The organism is Streptomyces purpurogeneiscleroticus (genome assembly GCF_020024005.1).
Classification (GTDB): Bacteria; Actinomycetota; Actinomycetes; order Streptomycetales; family Streptomycetaceae; genus Streptomyces; species Streptomyces purpurogeneiscleroticus.
In genome coordinates, this window is sequence record NZ_NHSG01000259.1 from 1 (window position 1) to 17,023 (window position 17,023).

14 protein-coding genes are annotated in these 17,023 nt (G+C 73.9%); 5 read left to right on the top strand and 9 right to left on the bottom strand.

From position 1 onward, the window contains the following. The 4 genes from recX to CCS38_RS16765 all read right to left on the bottom strand — a co-directional run. A partial coding sequence (gene recX / locus CCS38_RS16750; protein WP_372457094.1) for a recombination regulator RecX occupies positions 1-637 on the bottom strand: 637 nt, incomplete at its 3' end. A gap of 9 nt (positions 638-646) precedes the next feature. Next, positions 647-1,768, bottom strand: coding sequence for a recombinase RecA (recA, locus tag CCS38_RS16755; RefSeq protein ID WP_223734083.1), 1,122 nt, complete (start codon positions 1,766-1,768; stop codon positions 647-649). A 212-nt stretch (positions 1,769-1,980) separates the two neighbouring features. Then, the gene (locus CCS38_RS16760; protein WP_263302163.1) at positions 1,981-3,222 is read right to left on the bottom strand and encodes an AI-2E family transporter; all 1,242 of its coding nucleotides are present in this window, start codon (positions 3,220-3,222) and stop codon (positions 1,981-1,983) included. 161 nt (positions 3,223-3,383) lie between these two features. Beyond that, positions 3,384-3,578, bottom strand: a complete 195-nt coding sequence (locus CCS38_RS16765; protein ID WP_030260651.1) for a DUF3046 domain-containing protein — start codon at positions 3,576-3,578, stop codon at positions 3,384-3,386. A 79-nt stretch (positions 3,579-3,657) separates the two neighbouring features. On the opposite strand from CCS38_RS16765, the gene CCS38_RS16770 reads away from it, so the two are divergent. Beyond that, positions 3,658-4,581, top strand: a complete 924-nt coding sequence (locus CCS38_RS16770) for a hypothetical protein (protein ID WP_223734085.1) — start codon at positions 3,658-3,660, stop codon at positions 4,579-4,581. Here CCS38_RS16770 and CCS38_RS16775 read toward each other — a convergent pair. Continuing rightward, positions 4,560-5,810, bottom strand: a complete 1,251-nt coding sequence (locus CCS38_RS16775; protein ID WP_223734086.1) for a PucR family transcriptional regulator — start codon at positions 5,808-5,810, stop codon at positions 4,560-4,562. The two genes, CCS38_RS16770 and CCS38_RS16775, sit on opposite strands and share 22 nt — an antisense overlap. Before the next feature lie 201 nt (positions 5,811-6,011). On the opposite strand from CCS38_RS16775, the gene CCS38_RS16780 reads away from it, so the two are divergent. Then, positions 6,012-7,457: an alkyl sulfatase dimerization domain-containing protein gene (locus CCS38_RS16780; protein ID WP_223734087.1), complete on the top strand. Its 1,446-nt coding sequence runs from the start codon at positions 6,012-6,014 to the stop codon at positions 7,455-7,457. Next, positions 7,454-8,791 carry an MFS transporter gene (locus tag CCS38_RS16785; protein WP_223734088.1) on the top strand — a complete coding sequence of 446 codons (1,338 nt, stop codon included), beginning with the start codon at positions 7,454-7,456 and terminating at the stop codon, positions 8,789-8,791. The genes CCS38_RS16780 and CCS38_RS16785 overlap by 4 nt, the downstream gene beginning before the upstream one ends. A gap of 78 nt (positions 8,792-8,869) precedes the next feature. Here CCS38_RS16785 and CCS38_RS16790 read toward each other — a convergent pair whose 3' ends face one another. From CCS38_RS16790 to CCS38_RS16800, 3 genes are all read right to left on the bottom strand, one after another. Continuing rightward, positions 8,870-9,178 (bottom strand): AzlD domain-containing protein, encoded by a 309-nt coding sequence (locus tag CCS38_RS16790; protein WP_223734089.1) that lies wholly within the window; start codon positions 9,176-9,178, stop codon positions 8,870-8,872. After that, a complete protein-coding gene (locus CCS38_RS16795) occupies positions 9,175-9,960 on the bottom strand; it encodes an AzlC family ABC transporter permease (RefSeq protein WP_372457095.1) in 786 nt (261 codons plus the stop codon). Before CCS38_RS16795 ends, CCS38_RS16790 begins: the two co-directional genes overlap by 4 nt. Before the next feature lie 73 nt (positions 9,961-10,033). After that, entirely contained in the window at positions 10,034-10,864 is an 831-nt protein-coding gene (locus tag CCS38_RS16800; protein ID WP_223734090.1) for an AraC family transcriptional regulator, read from the bottom strand. 101 nt (positions 10,865-10,965) lie between these two features. On the opposite strand from CCS38_RS16800, the gene CCS38_RS16805 reads away from it, so the two are divergent. Next, positions 10,966-15,669: an ATP-dependent helicase gene (locus CCS38_RS16805; RefSeq protein ID WP_223734091.1), complete on the top strand. Its 4,704-nt coding sequence runs from the start codon at positions 10,966-10,968 to the stop codon at positions 15,667-15,669. A gap of 133 nt (positions 15,670-15,802) precedes the next feature. Further along, positions 15,803-16,609 carry a DNA-formamidopyrimidine glycosylase family protein gene (locus tag CCS38_RS16810; protein WP_223734092.1) on the top strand — a complete coding sequence of 269 codons (807 nt, stop codon included), beginning with the start codon at positions 15,803-15,805 and terminating at the stop codon, positions 16,607-16,609. Positions 16,610-16,645: 36 nt separating this feature from the next. On the opposite strand, the gene CCS38_RS16815 is transcribed toward CCS38_RS16810, so the two are convergent. Beyond that, positions 16,646-17,023 (bottom strand): hypothetical protein (locus CCS38_RS16815; RefSeq protein ID WP_372457096.1); only part of this gene is annotated, 378 nt, incomplete at its 5' end.

The following is a 17,023-nucleotide window of genomic DNA, read 5'->3' on the forward strand; positions in this document are numbered from 1 at the left end:
GCATGTACTCATCGAGGAAGTCCGCGGCCCCCGCGTCCGCGTCCTCGTCCTCCGCCGCTTCCGCTTCGAGGGCCGTGCGGACGACGCGGAGGGCCAGGCCCTCCGGGTAGCCCTTGCGGGCGAGCATGCCCGCGAGGCGGCGCAGTCGCTTCTCACGGTCCAGCCCCCGCGTGGACCGGAGCTTTCGGTCGACCAGTTCGCGGGCGGTCCGCTCCTCCTGTTCCGGGTCGAGCTGTCCGACGGCCTCGTCGATCAGCGACGACTCCACGCCCTTCGTGCGCAGCTCCCGGGCGAGCGCGCGACGGGCGAGGCCGCGGCTGTGGTGCCGGGACTCCACCCACGCCCCGGCGAACGCCGCGTCGTCGATCAGCCCGACCTCCTCGAAGCGGGAGAGCACCTCCTCTGCCGCCTCATCGGGGATGCCCCGCTTCTGCAGCGCGTCCGCGAGCTGTTTCTTCGTGCGTGGGTTTCCGGTGAGCAGGCGCAGGCATATTGCCCGCGCCTGCTCCTCGGGTGTGCGCGGCGGCCCGTCCCCGGCCCTCGACGAGGCCGGGCCACCGCTGTCCGGGATGCCGCCATCGGCGACGGGCGCGGCGTCGTGCTCGCCGCTGTCGGGCCAGTGCGTTCGGCGGGTCACGGCGGAGGACTAGCTCTTGGCCGCTGCGGTCTTGGCTGCCTTGGCGCCCTTGGCCGCGGGGGCCGGGACGGCCTTGGCGGGCTCCGCCGGCGTGTCGGCCGCGTCCGCGCCGGGCTCCGCCGGCAGGTCCTCGGGCTTCACACCGATGCCCAGCTTCTCCTTGATCTTCTTCTCGACCTCGTTGGCCAGGTCGGGGTTGTCCTTGAGGAAGTTGCGGGCGTTCTCCTTGCCCTGGCCGAGCTGGTCGCCCTCGTACGTGTACCAGGCGCCGGACTTGCGGATGAAGCCGTGCTCCACGCCCATGTCGATCAGGCCGCCCTCGCGGCTGATGCCCTGGCCGTAGAGGATGTCGAACTCTGCCTGCTTGAAGGGCGGGGCGACCTTGTTCTTCACGACCTTGCAGCGGGTGCGGTTGCCGACCGCGTCCGTGCCGTCCTTGAGGGTCTCGATACGGCGGATGTCGATGCGCACCGAGGCGTAGAACTTCAGGGCGCGGCCACCGGTCGTGGTCTCCGGCGAGCCGAACATCACGCCGATCTTCTCGCGGAGCTGGTTGATGAAGATCGCGGTGGTCTTCGACTGGTTGAGCGCGCTGGTGATCTTCCGCAGCGCCTGGCTCATCAGCCGGGCCTGGAGGCCGACGTGCGAGTCGCCCATCTCGCCCTCGATCTCGGCCCGCGGCACCAGGGCGGCGACGGAGTCGATCACGATGAGGTCCAGCGCGCCGGAGCGCACCAGCATGTCGACGATCTCCAGGGCCTGCTCGCCGTTGTCCGGCTGGGAGAGGATCAGGGCGTCGGTGTCGACGCCGAGCTTCTTCGCGTACTCGGGGTCGAGGGCGTGCTCGGCGTCCACGAAGGCCACCTGGCCGCCGGCCTTCTGCGCGTTCGCGACGGCGTGCAGGGTCAGGGTCGTCTTACCGGAGGACTCCGGGCCGTAGACCTCGACCACACGGCCGCGCGGGATGCCGCCGACGCCGAGGGCCACGTCGAGCGCGGTCGACCCCGTCGGGATGACCTCGATGGGCTCGTTCGGCCGGTCCCCCATGCGCATCACTGCGCCCTTGCCGAATTGCCGTTCAATCTGTGCGAGTGCGGCGTCCAGCGCCTTCTCGCGGTCAGTGCCTGCCATGGGTTCCACCCGGTTCGCTTGAGTCGATCGCTTCACGTCCATGACGCTAACGCCTGCCACTGACAATGCGCCCGGACCCGGCCTCGACCTGTGGATAACTTCCAGGGAACCCCCAGAAAATAGGGGCCGTAGCCCTCATAAGAATGGATGTTCGATTTTGGTGTCAAGCGCACCACGCCGCGCCCGAGCCCCGGGCCGGGCCCCGGAACCGCTCAGTCGTCGGCGGGCCCGTCGCCCTCCCGGCGCCGGCCGGTGCCGGGCTCCCCGTCCGCTCCCCGGTCCCGCTCTCCCGGCCGGTCCCCGTCCTCGGACCGCCGGCGTTCGTCCAGCGGCGCCTTCGCCTGCTCCGCGTGGAGGATGTGCCGCACCTTGGCCAGCAGGGAGGCGCCCCGTCTGCGGCGGCCGCGGCCCAGCACCCGCGGGTCGTCCGTGACCTCGTACCGCTTGACGTACGCGCCGAGGAAGCCCTGCAGCGTCGCCGTCGCGGGGATGGAGATCAGCGCGCCGACCGCGCCCAGCAGTGCCGTGCCCGCGACGACCGACCCGAAGGCGACCGCCGGGTGGATGTCCACGGTCCGCGCGGTGATCCGCGGCTGCAGGAGGTAGTTCTCCAGCTGCTGGTAGACGACCACGAAGCCGAGCACCCAGACCGCGTACCAGGGGTTCACCGTAAAGGCGATCAGCATCGGCAGCGCGCCCGCGAGGTACGTGCCGATCGTCGGGATGAACTGCGAGACCAGGCCGACCCACATGGCCAGCGCGGGCGCGTACGGCACGCCGAGGATCTCCAGCAGGACGTAGTGCGCGATGCCGGAGATCAGGGCCATCAGGCCGCGGGAGTACAGATAGCCGCCGGTCTTGGCGACCGCGAGCTCCCAGGCGCGCAGCACCTCGGCCTGCCGGGTGGGCGGCAGTACGGAGCACAGCGCGCGGCGCAGCCGGGGGCCGTCGGCCGCGAAGTAGAACGAGAACAGCGCCACGGTGAGGAGGTTGAACAGCGAGCCCAGGACGGTCGCGGAGACGGCGAGGACGTTGTTGGCGCTGTCCTGGACGTACCGCTGCAGCCAGTCGGACTTCAGCAGGTTGTTCTGCACCTCGACGCGCGAGAGGTGGGTGTGGAAGGTCTCGTTCGTCCAGCTGATCACGGAGTCGAGGTACTGCGGGAACTCGCCGACCATGGTGGCGATCTGTCCCGCCAGCATGGAGCCGAGCAGCGTCACGAAGCCCACTCCGACGACCAGGATGGCGAGGAAGACCAGTCCGGTGGCGGCGCCGCGCCGCATGCCGCGCGCCGCCATCCAGTCGACCGCCGGTTCGATGGCCAGCGCCAGGAAGAACGCGATGAGGATGTTCAGCAGCAGCGAGATGAGCTGGTGGAACGCCCAGCTCGCCAGCTGGAAACAGGCCAGCAGGGCGAGTGCCAGCACCATCGCGCGCGGCAGCCAGCGCGGCATCTGCGCAGCGGTGCGCGGAGCGTTCGGTCGTTGGTCGTCGGGGCCGGTGGGCTTCGGAGTCGCGGACACGGCTCAAGTCTCGCGTACGGGTCGGACAACGCGGGCCCTGACCCACGTCACGTCGGATCGGCGTGGCCGCGGATCCGAGTGGTGCGGTGCGGTCAGCGCTTCTCGTACGGCACGTCCATGACGGCGCAGACGACACGCCAGACCTCCTTGGCGCTCCAGCCCGCGTCGAGCGCCTCGTGGACGGTCCGGCCGCCCAGCTCGGACATCACGTAGTCGCGCGCGAAGGAGTCGGCGTACGCCGCGCCGAAGTGATCCGCCATCCGCTGCCAGAAGTCCGTCAACCGCATGGACCCAGTATCCCGCCCCTGAGAGTGCAGCCGTGCGCGAGCCGCTGACCGGCCGCGGGTTCCGTCCTACCGTCGGGCCATGGCCGAAACCGCAAACCCACCGACGACCCCTCTGGCGCGCGCCGAGCGCTTCATCTGGCTCACCGCGCGGGTCCTGGAACAGCGCCTCTTCGAACATCACTTCCTGGGCGGCAGCGCGGACGCCGTCGAGACCGCGCTCGACGCGTACCGCAACGACGACAACGGGTACGGGCACGCCCTGGAGCCGGACCTGCGCGGCCCGGTGAGCCAGCCGCTGCACACCGCGCACGCACTCGGGGTGCTGGACGCCATCGGGCGCTGCGAGGGCCGCCGGGTGGAACAGATCTGCCGTTACCTGACGCACATCTCCACCCCCGAAGGCGCCTTGCCCGCCCTGCACCCTTCGTTGCGCGGCTATCCCGCGGCGCCCTGGATCCCGGTGGTGGACGATCCGCCGAGCGATCTGCTGGCGACCGGCCCGGTGGTCGGCCTGCTGCACCGGAACGAGGTGTGGCACGCCTGGCTGTTCCGGGCGACGGACTACTGCTGGCAGGCGGTGGAGTCCCTGGAGAAGACGCACCCGTACGGCGCGGAGGCCGCACTGAAGTTCCTGGAGGGCGTGCCGGACCGGGCGCGTGCCGCTGCGGCCGCCGGGCGGCTGGGCCGGCTCGTACGGGAGCAGGGGCTGGTCGTCGTGGAGCCCGAGCGGGCGCACGAGATCCCGGTGGCGGAGGGGTACGCGCCCGGTGAGCATCACTTCGCGTACGACTACGCGCCCACACCGACGTCCCCGGCGCGCGCCTGGTTCACGGACGCGGAGATGGACCGGGCACTGGACCACCTCGCCGCTCTCCAGGAGGAGGACGGCGGCTGGCCCGTGAACTGGCGGGCGTGGGCGCCGAGCACCACGTTGGAGTGCCGCCCGATGGTGACCCTCAAGGCGCTGCTGACGCTGCGCGCCTACGGACGCGACATCGGATGATCCGCTCCCGAGGGCGAGCGGCCGGGGAGCGCCGTCTGTGAAGGCGGTTCGGGAGCGCTGTCTCTGAGGAGCAGCGCGCACAGGGCCAGGGTGGTGCCCCGTGGGGAGGCCAGGTCGATGCCGGTGAGTTCGGCGATCCGGGCGAGGCGGTTGTCGACGGTGTTCGGGTGCAGCCCGAGTGCCCGTGCGGTCGCGCGGCGGTCCTGGCGCGTCTCCAGGTGGGTGCGCAGGGTGTCGGTCAGTTCGGGGCGGCCGTCGAGCGGGTCGAGGAGGGCGGCGATCATCGGGCTGCTCTCGTCGCGGCGCGAGAGGTGGTACTCGAGCAGGACGTCGGCGAGCCGGTGGAGCTCCGGGGGCCGTCCGGAGGCGTGCGCGATGCGGATCACCTCGGAGGCGGTACGGGCGGCGTGCGGGATGGCTCCGGGGCTCTCGGACTGTGCGGCGGCACAGCGCACCGGGCCGCCGTACGCGCGGGCCAGCCGCCGCGCGAGACCGTCGGCGGGTTCCGGTGCGCCCGGTACGAGCGCGTGGCCGCCCGCGGCGTCCAGGCTGAGCAGTACGTCGGTGCCGAATTCGCGCTCCAGGGCGGTCTGCAGGCGCCGCAGGCCGCGGCGGACCGCGATCGGCGCGGGGGCGGGGCCGTCGGCCGGCGGGAGGCGCAGCGCGAGGACCGTGACGGGGCCGTCCAGGCCCAGTTCCGCCAGCGCGTCCCGGTCGGCGGCGGGCGCGCCGTCGATCAGTGCACGCGCGAGGGTGCGCCGTTCCTCGCGCCGTTCCGCGTCCAGTGCGGCACGTTCGTCGAGGTAGGTCTCGGCGACCGCCCCGATGACGCTGTCCTGGCCGCGGAGGAGGAAGTCGGCCAGTTCGGCGAGGGCGGCCTCCTCACCGGGGCGGGCCTCGTCGCGCAGCGTCCTCCAGAGGGCGTAGGTGCCCAGCGCGTGGGTGCGCAGCAACAGATGCAGCGGCAGTCCCTCCTCCGCGCGCTGCGCTGCGCGCTGCCTGAAGAGCGCGTGGTCGCCGCGGCGGCCGCCCCCGCCGCGCACTCGCCGCATGAAGAGGCGCAGCCCGTGCCGCGCGGTGGCGGCGATTTCGACGTCCTTCATGTCGTCGGGCAGTTCGGCGTATCCGGGGATGTGATCGAACACGTCACCGGACATCTCGCGGGCCAGTTCGTTGACCCGCGTCTCGCAGCGCAGGGCCAGGTCACGGGCTGCATCGGACAGCGGCACGCGCGCCTCCTTCCTCCGAGTGCGGTCCCACGCTGTCCCCCGGAGGGGCGGCGAGGTTGTGACGCGTCACAGTACCGGCGCCGGGGCGGTGTGACGGCGCCGGATGTCATCAGGTGCGTACGCGGCTCAGACTCGGTGCCCCGACCGCGTAAGACCCCTGTCGTACCGGCCGGCATCCGACCTCGTAAGGAGCCGTTTTCTATGACGCAGCACAGCCTCGACGACTATCTCGCCTATGTGGACCGTGTCTGGCAGGGACAGGACACCCTGCTCGCCCACCTCTCCGGGGCGTACACGGGGGACACTCTGGTGCGCATCGGCGAGCGGACCGGCTTCCTGCCCGCATTCGCCAACGTGGCGGTGTTCGACACCGGGTCGGACGGGCTGGTGCTGGTGGATTCCGGGGACATCCGCACGGCCGGGCGGCTGCACACGGCGGTGACGGCGTTCGGCGCGGCGACGGACAGTACGCCGCGTAAAGAAGTGCGCAGCATCGTCTACACGCACGGGCACGTGGATCACGTCTTCGGGGTCGGCCCGTTCGACGAGGACGCGCGGGCGCGGGGCGTGGCCGTGCCCGAGGTGGTCGCCCATGAGGCGGTGGCCGCGCGTTTCGACCGGTACACGGAGACGGCCGGCTACAACTCCTGGATCAACCGGCGGCAGTTCGGGGTTCCGGCGCTCAACTGGCCGACCCGTTACCGCTACCCGGACACCACGTACCGGGACCGGCTCACGCTGCGCTACGGGGACCTGACCTTCGAGCTCTTCCATGCGCGCGGCGAGACGGACGACGCCACCTACGTGTGGATTCCGGAGCTGAAGACGCTGTGCACGGGTGACCTGTTCATCTGGAACTCACCGAACGCCGGCAACCCCCAGAAGGTGCAGCGCTATCCGGAGGACTGGGCGCGTGCGCTGCGCGCGATGGCGGAGCTGGGTGCCGAGGTGCTGCTCCCCGGGCACGGCGTGCCGATCGTCGGCGCGCCCCGGGTCGCGCAGGCCCTCGGGGACAGCGCCGAGCTGCTGGAGTCGCTGTGCACGCAGACCCGCGAGCTGATGAACGCCGGGCTGCGCCTGGACGAGGTGCTGCACGGCGTCAAGGTCCCGGCCGAGCTGCTGGCGAAGCCGTACCTCCATCCCGCGTACGACGAGCCGGAGTTCGTGGTGCGCAACCTGTGGCGGCTGTGGGGCGGCTGGTACGACCAGAACCCGGCGCACCTCAAGCCCGCGCCCGAAGCGGAGCTGGCCGCCGAGCTGGCGGAGGCGGCAGGCGGCGCCGTCGTACTGGCGCGCCGGGCGGCGGACCTGCTGGGCCGCGGGGAGCTGCGGCTGGCCGCCCATCTGGCCGAGACCGCGGCACTGGCGGCGCCGAAGGACCGCGAGGTGGCCCGGGTCCGCGCGGAGGTGTACGCGAAGCGGGCCGCCGCCGAGTCCTCCACGATGGCCCAGGGCGTCTTCCGGTGGGCCGCTGCGGAGTCGGCGGCCGTGGTCGAGGGGTCCGACGTCACCACGGAGCTGACGCGCAGCGAGGGGGGCCGTCGGCGGGCGGCCGGCGGCATTTCGGTAGGCGTCGTGGCGGACGAGGACGGCTGCGCGTGCGGCTCAGCGGCGGAGAGCGGGACGGCGCCGGAGGCCCTTCGGTGACGTCCGCCGCCGAATCCGCGCCGGCCGTCGTACCGGGCGCGGCCGCCGCCGAACGGGGCCCGGCCTGGCGCACCACGTGGCTGCTGCTGGCCTTCATGCTGGTGAACTTCGCCGACAAGACGGTCATGGGGCTGGCCGCGAACCCGGTGATGCACGATCTCGGGCTCACCCGGGAGCAGTTCGGCACGGCGTCCTCGGCGTTCTTCGCGCTCTTCAGCCTGGCGGCGCTGGCCGGGTCGTTCCTCACCCGCACCGTGCGCACGTCCGTACTGCTGCTGGGCATGGCGCTCCTGTGGTCGGCCGCGCAGCTGCCGATGCTGATCGGTGCGGCCGGCTTCGGGGTGCTGGTGGTCACGCGCGTCCTGTTGGGCGCGGCGGAGGGTCCGGCGTCCCCGGTGGCGCTGCACCACCTGTACGGCTGGTTCGAACAGAAGGACCGCACGCTGCCGACCGCGGTACTGCTGGCCGGCGCGGCGGCCGGAGTGGCCATCGCGGCGCCCACCCTGGGCATGGTCATCGACCACTGGGGCTGGCGGTGGGCCTTCGGGGTCGTCGGTCTCGTCGGCCTCGTCTGGGCGGCGGTGTGGCTGCGCTACGGGAAGGAGGGCCCGCTGGCGCCTCCGGTGGGCGGGCGGCGCACACCGGAGCCCGTTTCCGCGGCCACAGGGGCCGTGCCCGGGGTCCCCTACCGGAAGCTGCTGCTGTCGGGGACCTGGCTGGCGGCTGCCCTGGGCTCGTTCGCCGCGTACTGGACGCTGTCGGCCGGGCTGACCTGGTCGGCGGACTACTTCCAGGAGGTGGGCGGGCTCTCGTTGCGCGGCGCGAGCCTGTTGATCATGCTGTCCGCGCTGTCCAAGGGGGCCGCGATGCTGGCCCACGGTGCGCTCGTCCAGTGGTCGGTCAAGCGGGCGAAGGCCGGGCTGCCGCCACGCCTCCCCTGGTCCTCCGGCGTGAAGACCGGCCTGGTGATGATCCTGGCGGGCGTGGCCATGGTGGGCTTCGCCGCGACGGACGTGCTGTGGCTGAAGATCGTCCTGCTGCTCGGGCCGATGGCCGTCACGGACATCATCCTCACGGTCGCGGCGACCGCGGTCTCCCGCATCTCCCCCGCCGACCGGCGCGGCGTCACCCTGGGCGCGCTGACGTGTGTGTTCGCCCTGGCGGGCGTGCTGGCGCCGCTCGTCATGGGACGCATCGTGGACGCGGGCACGACCGTCGCCTCCGGGTACTTCGGCGCGTACGTGCTGATGGCCGGGCTGGTGACGACGGCCGGGGTGGCGGTCACGCTCTTCCTGCGCCCGGAACGGGACGCGCGCCGGCTGGGCACGGAGTAGCGGACCCGGTGTCGGCGGGCGTACGAGGGTGCGCCGGGTGCGGGCGGGCGTACCGGGGGCACGCCCGCCCGCACCGTTTCAGCCGCCGAGCGCCCGTACCCCCGCCGTGACCACCACGGCGGCCGCGACCACCAACAGGAACGGCGCGCGCAGTACGAGGGCGAGGGCCGCCGCGCCGACACCGGCCACCCTCGCGTCCAGAAGGAGGTGAGGGCCTTCGCTGAGGGTCTGCTGCGCGGTGAGAGCGGCCAGCAGGGCCACCGGAAGCAGCGCGGCGAGCCGCTTCACAAGGGGGCGTTCCAGAACGCCGGCGGGCACCAGCAGGCCCGCGTACTTCAGCAGGTAGCAGCCGACGGCGGTGGCGCCGATCGCGATCCAGGTGTTCACCGGCTCTCCTCCTGTGCGCGTGCTGCCCTACGGGAGCGGGCGCCCTGGAGCAGCAGTACAGCCGGGGCTGCCAGTACGGAGACCAGGACCGGCACGCCGGCGGGCAGCACCGGCAGGGTGACCAATATCAGGACGACGGCGAGGCCCGCCACGGCGCGCTCCACGGTGGTCTCCAGCATGGGGGCGAGCAGCGCCAGGAAGACGGCGGGCGCGGCCGCGTCCAGGCCCCAGGCGGCGGTGTCGCCGAGCGCTTCGGCGCCCACCGCGCCGGCCATCGTGGTGAGGTTCCACAGGACGTAGAGCGACAGCCCGGTGACGGTGAAGCCGAGGCGGGCGCTGCGCCGGTCGGGCTGGGCGAGTGCGACGGCGGACGTCTCGTCGATGATCCAGTGGGCGGCGAGCGGCTTCATCAGGGCCCGGTAGCCGAGCAGCCCGGAGAGCCGCAGCCCGTAGAAGGCGTTGCGGGCGCCCAGGAAGAAGGCGCCGGCCGCGGCGGCCAACGGGTTGCCGCCCGCGCCCAGCGCGCCGACCAGCGCGAACTGCGAGGCGCCGGTGAACACGAGGAGGCTGAGCAGGCAGCTCTGCAGCACGCTGAGGCCCGCGCCCGCCGAGGTGACTCCGAAGGCGAAGCCGGAGAGGCCGACGGCGACGCCGACGCCGAGCGCGTCCCTGATGACGGCGGCGTCGGGCTTGCGCGGCGCCGCGTTCAGGGGCGCGGCCGCCGTCCCACCCGGTATCCCGGGCGGTGCGGTGTCTTCGATCTGTTCTGTCACGCGCCTCACGCTAGGCAGGAACCGCCCCGCGGTCTTGTACGTTCTTGCACGCCGCGGGCCGTGCCCGGGAAGGCCGCGTCGTCTACGAGGTGCCGCGCTCGCGCCGGTACGCACCCGGCGGTACGCCGACGATCCTCGTGAAGTGCCGGTTCAGGTGCGGCTGATCGGTAAAGCCGACGGCCACCGCCGCCTCGGCGGGCGTGGTGCCGCGGTCCAGGAGGCGCCGGGCGCGGCGCACCCGCGCATCGGTGAGCCAGGCGTGCGGCGGCATGCCGTACGCCCTCTTGAAGGCGCGCAACAGCGCGAAGGGGCTGGTGCCCAGCTGCGCGGCGAGCTGTTCCAGCGACGGCGGGTCCGTCAGCCGCTCCTCCAGGATCTCCCGCGCCCGCGCCGCCCCGGCCGCACCCGCCGCACGGGGCGTCCGGGCCGGCAGCGGCCCTCCGTACCGGCGCAGCAGCCGGGCCACGGCGATCCTCAGCATGCTGTCGGCGGCCAGCGCGTTGCCCTCCTCCGCGGCCCGGTGCACCTCGTGGATGAGCCGGGAGGTGCGGGCATCGTCGACGACGGACTCGGTGAAGCCGGGAGTGCCCCGGAGTGCGGTGGTCTCGGCGGCGATCTCCGCGATCAGGGCGGCGGACGGGTAGAGCGTGGAGTACGTCCACCCCTCGTCGACGCCGGCCCGAGCCGTGTGCGGGACCTCAGGGTTGATCATGACGACGCTGCCGTGGCCTGCCCGTACGGTCCCCTCGGGCAGCCCGACCTCCTCGATCCCGCCGCTGACCGCGCCCAGCACGAAGCCGTCATGGCTGTGGCGCGGGAAGGCGTGCCGTACGTAGCGGGCCCGGAGCAGATCGAGTCCGGGCAGCCCGGCGTACCGCCAGTGCCGCGCCCACTCGCCGCCGGTCCTCCCCATGCCTCCATTCTGCGCCGGGCGTGCCGTCGCTGACCTGCGCGTCCGCCCTGCGGAACGGCCGCCGGCGGCCGATTGTCAGTGGTCCGAGGCACGATGGGGTCATGGCGAGGACCGCGCTCGATTCGTTCTCCCCCGCGACCAGAAGCTGGTTCACGGGGGCTTTCCACGCGCCCACTGCCGCGCAGGACGGCGCCTGGCGGGCCATCGGCGAGGGCTCCGACGTGCTGGTCGTCGCGCCGACCGGCTCCGGCAAGACCCTCGCGGCCTTCCTCGCGTCCCTGGACTCCCTCGCGAGCACGCCGCCGCCCGCCGAGCCCAGGAAGCGCTGCCGGGTGCTGTACGTCTCCCCGCTCAAGGCCCTCGCGGTCGACGTCGAGCGCAATCTGCGCTCCCCGCTGACCGGCATCCGCCAGGAGTCGGTCCGGCTCGGCCTGCCGGAGCCCGACATCCGGGTGGGTATCCGCTCCGGTGACACCCCCGCCGCCGAGCGCCGCTCGCTCGCGAACCGCCCGCCGGACATCCTGATCACCACCCCCGAGTCGCTCTTCCTGATGCTGACCTCCCAGGCACGGGACGCCCTGGCGGGCGTGGAGACGGTGATCCTGGACGAGGTGCACGCCGTCGCGGGGACGAAGCGCGGCGCGCATCTGGCGCTGTCCCTGGAGCGCCTGGACGAGCTGCTGCCCCGCCCGGCCCGCCGTATCGGCCTCTCGGCGACGGTCCGGCCCGTGGAGGAGGTCGCGCGCTACTTGTCGCCGCGCCGCCGGGTGGAGATCGTGCAGCCGCCCTCGGGGAAGGAGTTCGACCTCTCGGTCGTCGTTCCTGTCGAGGACCTGGGAGAGCTGGGCGGCTCGCCCGTACGGGAGACCGGGCCCGACGGCGGCGACTCGGGCGGCGACAAGCCGTCCATCTGGCCGCACGTCGAGGAGCGCATCGCCGACCTCGTACAGGCGCATCGTTCAACGATCGTCTTCGCGAACTCCCGGCGCCTGGCCGAGCGCCTGTGCAACCGCCTGAACGAAATCGCGTACGAGCGCGCCACGGGCGAGCCGCTGCCCGAGGACCACTCCCCGGCCGAGCTGATGGCCGAGTCGGGCGCCGCCAAGGGGGCACCGGCGCTGCTGGCGAGGGCACACCACGGCTCGGTGTCCAAGGAGCAGCGCGCCCAGGTCGAGGAGGACCTGAAGGCGGGCCGGCTGCCCGCCGTGGTGGCCACCTCCAGCCTGGAGCTGGGCATCGACATGGGCGCGGTGGACCTGGTGGTCCAGGTGGAGTCCCCGCCGTCGGTCGCCTCCGGGCTGCAGCGGGTGGGCCGGGCCGGCCACCAGGTGGGCGCGGTGTCCACGGGCGTGGTCTTCCCGAAGTACCGCGGCGACCTGGTGCAGGCGGCGGTGGTCACGGAGCGGATGCGCGAGGGCGCCATCGAGGCGCTGCGCGTCCCGGCCAATCCGCTGGACGTGCTGGCCCAGCAGCTGGTCGCGATGGTCTCCATGGACGCCTGGGACGTCGAGGAGCTGCTGGCGGTGGTGCGGCGGGCCGCACCGTTCGCGGCGCTCCCGGAGTCGGCGTACAGCGGCGTGCTGGACATGCTGGCGGGCCGGTATCCCTCGGACGCGTTCGCGGAGCTGCGGCCGCGCATCGTGTGGGACCGGGTGGCGAACACCGTCACGGGCCGGCCCGGTGCCCAGCGGCTCGCCGTCACCTCGGGCGGCACGATCCCCGACCGCGGCCTGTTCGGGGTCTTCCTGGCGGGCGCCGACCCCAAGAAGGGCGGCGGCCGCGTCGGGGAGCTGGACGAGGAGATGGTGTACGAGTCGCGGGTCGGCGACGTCTTCACGCTCGGCACGACCTCCTGGCGCATCGAGGACATCACCCGGGACCGGGTGCTGGTCTCGCCCGCCCCCGGGGTGCCCGGCCGGCTGCCCTTCTGGAAGGGCGACCAGCTCGGCCGTCCCCTGGAGCTGGGCCGGGCGCTGGGCGCGTACCTCCGGGAGATCGGCGCACTGGAGCCGGAGGCGGCCCGGGCCCGGCTGTCCGCAGCCGGGCTGGACGACTGGGCCGCGGGCAACGTCCTGAGTTACCTCGCCGAGCAGCGCGAGGCGTGCGGCCACGTCCCCGACGACCGCACGATCGTCGTCGAACGCTTCCGGGACGAGCTGGGCGACTGGCGGGTGGTGGTGCACTCGCCGTTCGGCGCGCAGGTGCACGCCCCCTGGGCGCTGGCGCTGGGCGCCCGGCTGACCGAGCGGTACGGCATGGACGCGCAGGTGATGCACGCGGACGACGGCATCGTCCTGCGGCTGCCGGACGCGGACCTGATGGGCCTGGACCTGCTGGACACCGACCCGGACGCGGCGGGCGCGGAGTTCGACCCCGACCAGTCGCCGGTGGGCGCCGCCGATGTCGTGTTCGACAAGGGCGAGGTCGACCAGGTCGTGACCGACCAGGTGGGCGGCTCGGCGCTGTTCGCCGCGCGCTTCCGGGAGTGCGCCGCCCGCGCCCTGCTGCTGCCGCGGCGCAATCCGGGCAAGCGCACGCCCCTGTGGCAGCAGCGCCAGCGCGCCGCGCAACTGCTCCAGGTGGCGAGCGAGTTCGGCTCCTTCCCGATCGTCCTCGAAGCCATCCGTGAGTGCCTGCAGGACGTGTTCGACGTCCCCGGTCTGGCCGAGTTGATGGGGGACATCGAGGCGCGCCGGGTCCGGCTCGTGGAGGTGACCACCCAGGAGCCCTCGCCGTTCGCCCGTTCGCTGCTCTTCGGGTACGTCGCACAGTTCCTGTACGAGGGCGACTCCCCCCTGGCCGAGCGCCGCGCCGCGGCCCTCTCGCTCGACTCCCGGCTGCTCGCTGAGTTGCTGGGCCAGGCCGACCTGCGCGAGCTGCTGGATCCGGAGGTCCTCGCCGACCTGGAGCGCGAGCTGCAGTGGCGGACCGACGACCGCAAGGTCAAGGACGCCGAGGGCGTCGCCGACCTGCTGCGGCTGCTCGGCCCGCTGACCGACGCCGAGCTGGCCGAGCGCGGCGCCGATCCCGCGTGGGCGGCGGAGCTGGGCGCGGCCCGGCGCGCCATCCGGGTGCGGGTGGCGGGCGCCGAGCACTGGGCCGCGATCGAGGACGCCGGGCGGCTGCGGGACGCCCTCGGTACGGCGCTGCCCGTGGGCGTCCCGGAGTCTTTCATGGAGCCGGTCAAGGACCCGCTCGGCGACCTGCTCTCCCGGTATGCGCGCACGCACGGCCCGTTCACCTCCGAGCAGGCCGCCGCCCGTTTCGGCCTCGGCACGGCCGTCACCGACGGGGCGCTGCACCGCCTCGCGGGGGCCGGCCGGGTCGTCCAGGGCGAGTTCGCGCCGTCCGGTGTGCACCAGGAGTGGTGCGACGCACAGGTGCTGCGGCGGCTGCGGCGGCGGTCGCTGGCCGCGCTGCGGCACGAACTGGAGCCGGTGCCGCCGCCCGCGCTGGCCGCCTTCCTGCCTCAGTGGCAGAGCGTCGGCGGCCAGGGGCTGCGCGGCATCGACGGACTGATGCGCGCCGTCGAACAGTTGCAGGGCGCGCCGGTGCCCGCCTCGGCCCTGGAGCGGCTCGTGCTGCCCTCCCGGGTGGCGGGCTATTCGCCCGCCCTGCTGGACGAGCTGACCTCCACGGGCGAGGTCCTGTGGGCGGGCGCCGGCGCGCTGCCCGGGAAGGACGGCTGGATCGCCCTGTACCCGGCCGACACCGCGCCGCTCCTGTTGCCGCAGCCGCACCCCTTCGAGGTGACGCCGCTCCACCAGTCCGTACTGGACGCCCTCGCCCCCGGGTACGGCCTGTTCTTCCGTCAGCTCGCCGACCAGGTACGGGCGACCACGCACCCGGAGGCCACCGATCCCCAACTGGCCGACGCGGTCTGGGACCTGGCCTGGTCCGGGCGGCTGACCAACGACACGCTCGCGCCGCTCCGCTCGCTGCTCGGCTCGGGCCGGACGGCCGGGGCCACCGCGCACCGCGCCCGCCGGGCCACCCCGCGCGGCCGGTACGGCGGCCTCACCGCCGCCACCGGCCGGACGGGCCGCCCCACCGCGTCCCGCTCCGGGCCGCCCACGGTGGCCGGACGCTGGTCGCTGCTGCCCGTACTGGAGCCCGATCCCACCCACCGGGCGCACGCGCTGGCCCACACACTCCTGGACCGGCACGGCATCGTCACCCGGGGCGCGGTGGCGGCCGAGGGCGTCGAGGGCGGCTTCTCCGCGGCGTACCGGGTGCTGTCCGCCTTCGAGGAGACCGGCCAGGCCCGCCGCGGGTACGTCGTCGAGGGGCTGGGCGCGGCGCAGTTCGCGGTGGACGGCGCGGTGGACCGGCTGCGCGCGGTCAGCACGAGCCGGGACCGTACGGCCGAGGAGACCGCGCCCGGCGGCTCCTGGCAGCCGGCCGGGCCGGCCCGCGGCGGGACCCCGCGCGCTGTCGTCCTGGCCGCGGCGGACCCGGCCAACGCGTACGGCGCCGCGCTGCCCTGGCCGGAGCCGCCGGAGGGCTCGTCCCACAAGCCGGGCCGCAAGGCGGGCTCGCTGGTCGTCGTGGTCGACGGCGAGCTGGCGGTCTACATGGAGCGCGGCGGCAAGACGCTACTGGCCTGGCAGGCCGGGGAGGACGGCGGCGGGACACGGGTGCGGCTCGCCCTCGAGGCGCTCGCGGCCGCGGTGCGGAACGGCTTCGTGGGCGCGCTCACCGTCGAGCGGATCAACGGCTCGTCGGCGCTCACCTCGCCGCTGGCCGCCGAGCTGGAGAGCGCGGGCTTCCACGCGACACCGAGGGGGCTGCGACTGCGGACATGAGCGCGCCACCGGGCCGCACGGGGCGGGGCGCAGAAGCCGCACGGGGCGGCGGCCGCACAGAAGCCGCGCGAGGCCGCCGCATCACAGAAGGCGACCAGCGGCCCCCGGGCGCCGCGCACGGCATGATGGAGCCATGCCCGAAGGCGACACCGTCTGGCGGGCCGCCGCGGAGCTGCACGAGGCACTGGCCGGGCGGCGGCTGACCCGTACCGACCTGCGCGTACCGAAGCTGGCCACGACCGACCTGGCCGGCCGCTCCGTACGGGAGGTACTGCCGCGCGGCAAGCACCTCCTCACCCGCGTCGACGGCGGCCTGACGCTCCACTCGCACCTGCGGATGGACGGCGCCTGGCGGGTGTACGGCGCGGGCGAGCGCTGGCGCGGCGGCCCCGACCACCAGATCCGCGCCGTGCTGGCCACGGAGCAGCGCACCGCTGTGGGCTACCGCCTCCCCGTACTGGAGCTGCTGCGCACCGCCGACGAGGACAGCGTCGTCGGCCATCTCGGCCCGGACCTGCTCGGCCCGGACTGGGACCCGGACGAGGCGCTGCGGCGGCTGCTGGCCGCCCCGGACCGGGCGCTCGGCGAGGCACTGCTGGACCAGCGCAACCTGGCCGGGATCGGGAACGTCTTCAAGTGTGAGCTGTGCTTCCTGCTGCGCGCTTCGCCCTGGCTGCCGGTGGGTGCGCTGCCGCGCCCCGACCGGGCGGTCTCGCTGGCGAAGCGGCTGCTGGAGGCGAACAAGCGGCGGCTCGCCCGTACGACCACGCCCAGCGCACGCCCGGACCGCCGCCTGTGGGTCTACGGCCGCGCCGGCCGCCCCTGTCTGCGCTGCGAGACGCCGATCCGCGTCGCGGACCAGGCCCCCGGGCCACAGGCCCGCGTCACGTACTGGTGCCCCCGCTGCCAGCCCGATCCCCCCGCGGGCGCGACTCCCTGACGCAGATGACGCAGGCAAGAAGCGCTCGGGCCTCTCTCAGGACGGCCCCGGCCCCCCGCGGCGTCCATGCCGCCATGCCTGCGTGAACCGCGCCGCGAGAGCGGAGTCGCTCGGGGCGCCCACGCAGCCGCCACGCGTGTGCCAGCCCGCCGCGCCGACGCGCCCCCCACCTCGGCGCGCCCGGCGCGGTACGCAGTGCACCGGCAGCAGGCTCAGACCCCAGCCGCCTGCTGCCATCGCACCTTCCACGACCCCCGCTCCCTCGGGCCAGAAGAGCAGTCGCAGCACGGCCCACCACCACAGGGCTCCGAGAAGCACCGCGGCGGTCCAGCGGCCCGGCACCCGGCGGAGCAGTACCACCGCCCCGCCCGCCGGGCCGCGGCCCGGCGGGCGGGGCGGTGGTACTGCTCCGCC

Excerpts from the sequence above, each read along its gene's own strand:
- recA (WP_223734083.1), bottom strand. The coding sequence starts at position 1,768 with ATGGCAGGCACTGACCGCGAGAAGGCGCTGGACGCCGCACTCGCACAG.
- CCS38_RS16760 (WP_263302163.1), bottom strand. The coding sequence starts at position 3,222 with ATGCCGCGCTGGCTGCCGCGCGCGATGGTGCTGGCACTCGCCCTGCTG.
- CCS38_RS16765 (WP_030260651.1), bottom strand. The coding sequence starts at position 3,578 with ATGCGGTTGACGGACTTCTGGCAGCGGATGGCGGATCACTTCGGCGCG.
- CCS38_RS16770 (WP_223734085.1), top strand. The coding sequence starts at position 3,658 with ATGGCCGAAACCGCAAACCCACCGACGACCCCTCTGGCGCGCGCCGAG.
- CCS38_RS16780 (WP_223734087.1), top strand. The coding sequence starts at position 6,012 with ATGACGCAGCACAGCCTCGACGACTATCTCGCCTATGTGGACCGTGTC.
- CCS38_RS16800 (WP_223734090.1), bottom strand. The coding sequence starts at position 10,864 with ATGGGGAGGACCGGCGGCGAGTGGGCGCGGCACTGGCGGTACGCCGGG.
- CCS38_RS16805 (WP_223734091.1), top strand. The coding sequence starts at position 10,966 with ATGGCGAGGACCGCGCTCGATTCGTTCTCCCCCGCGACCAGAAGCTGG.
- CCS38_RS16810 (WP_223734092.1), top strand. The coding sequence starts at position 15,803 with ATGCCCGAAGGCGACACCGTCTGGCGGGCCGCCGCGGAGCTGCACGAG.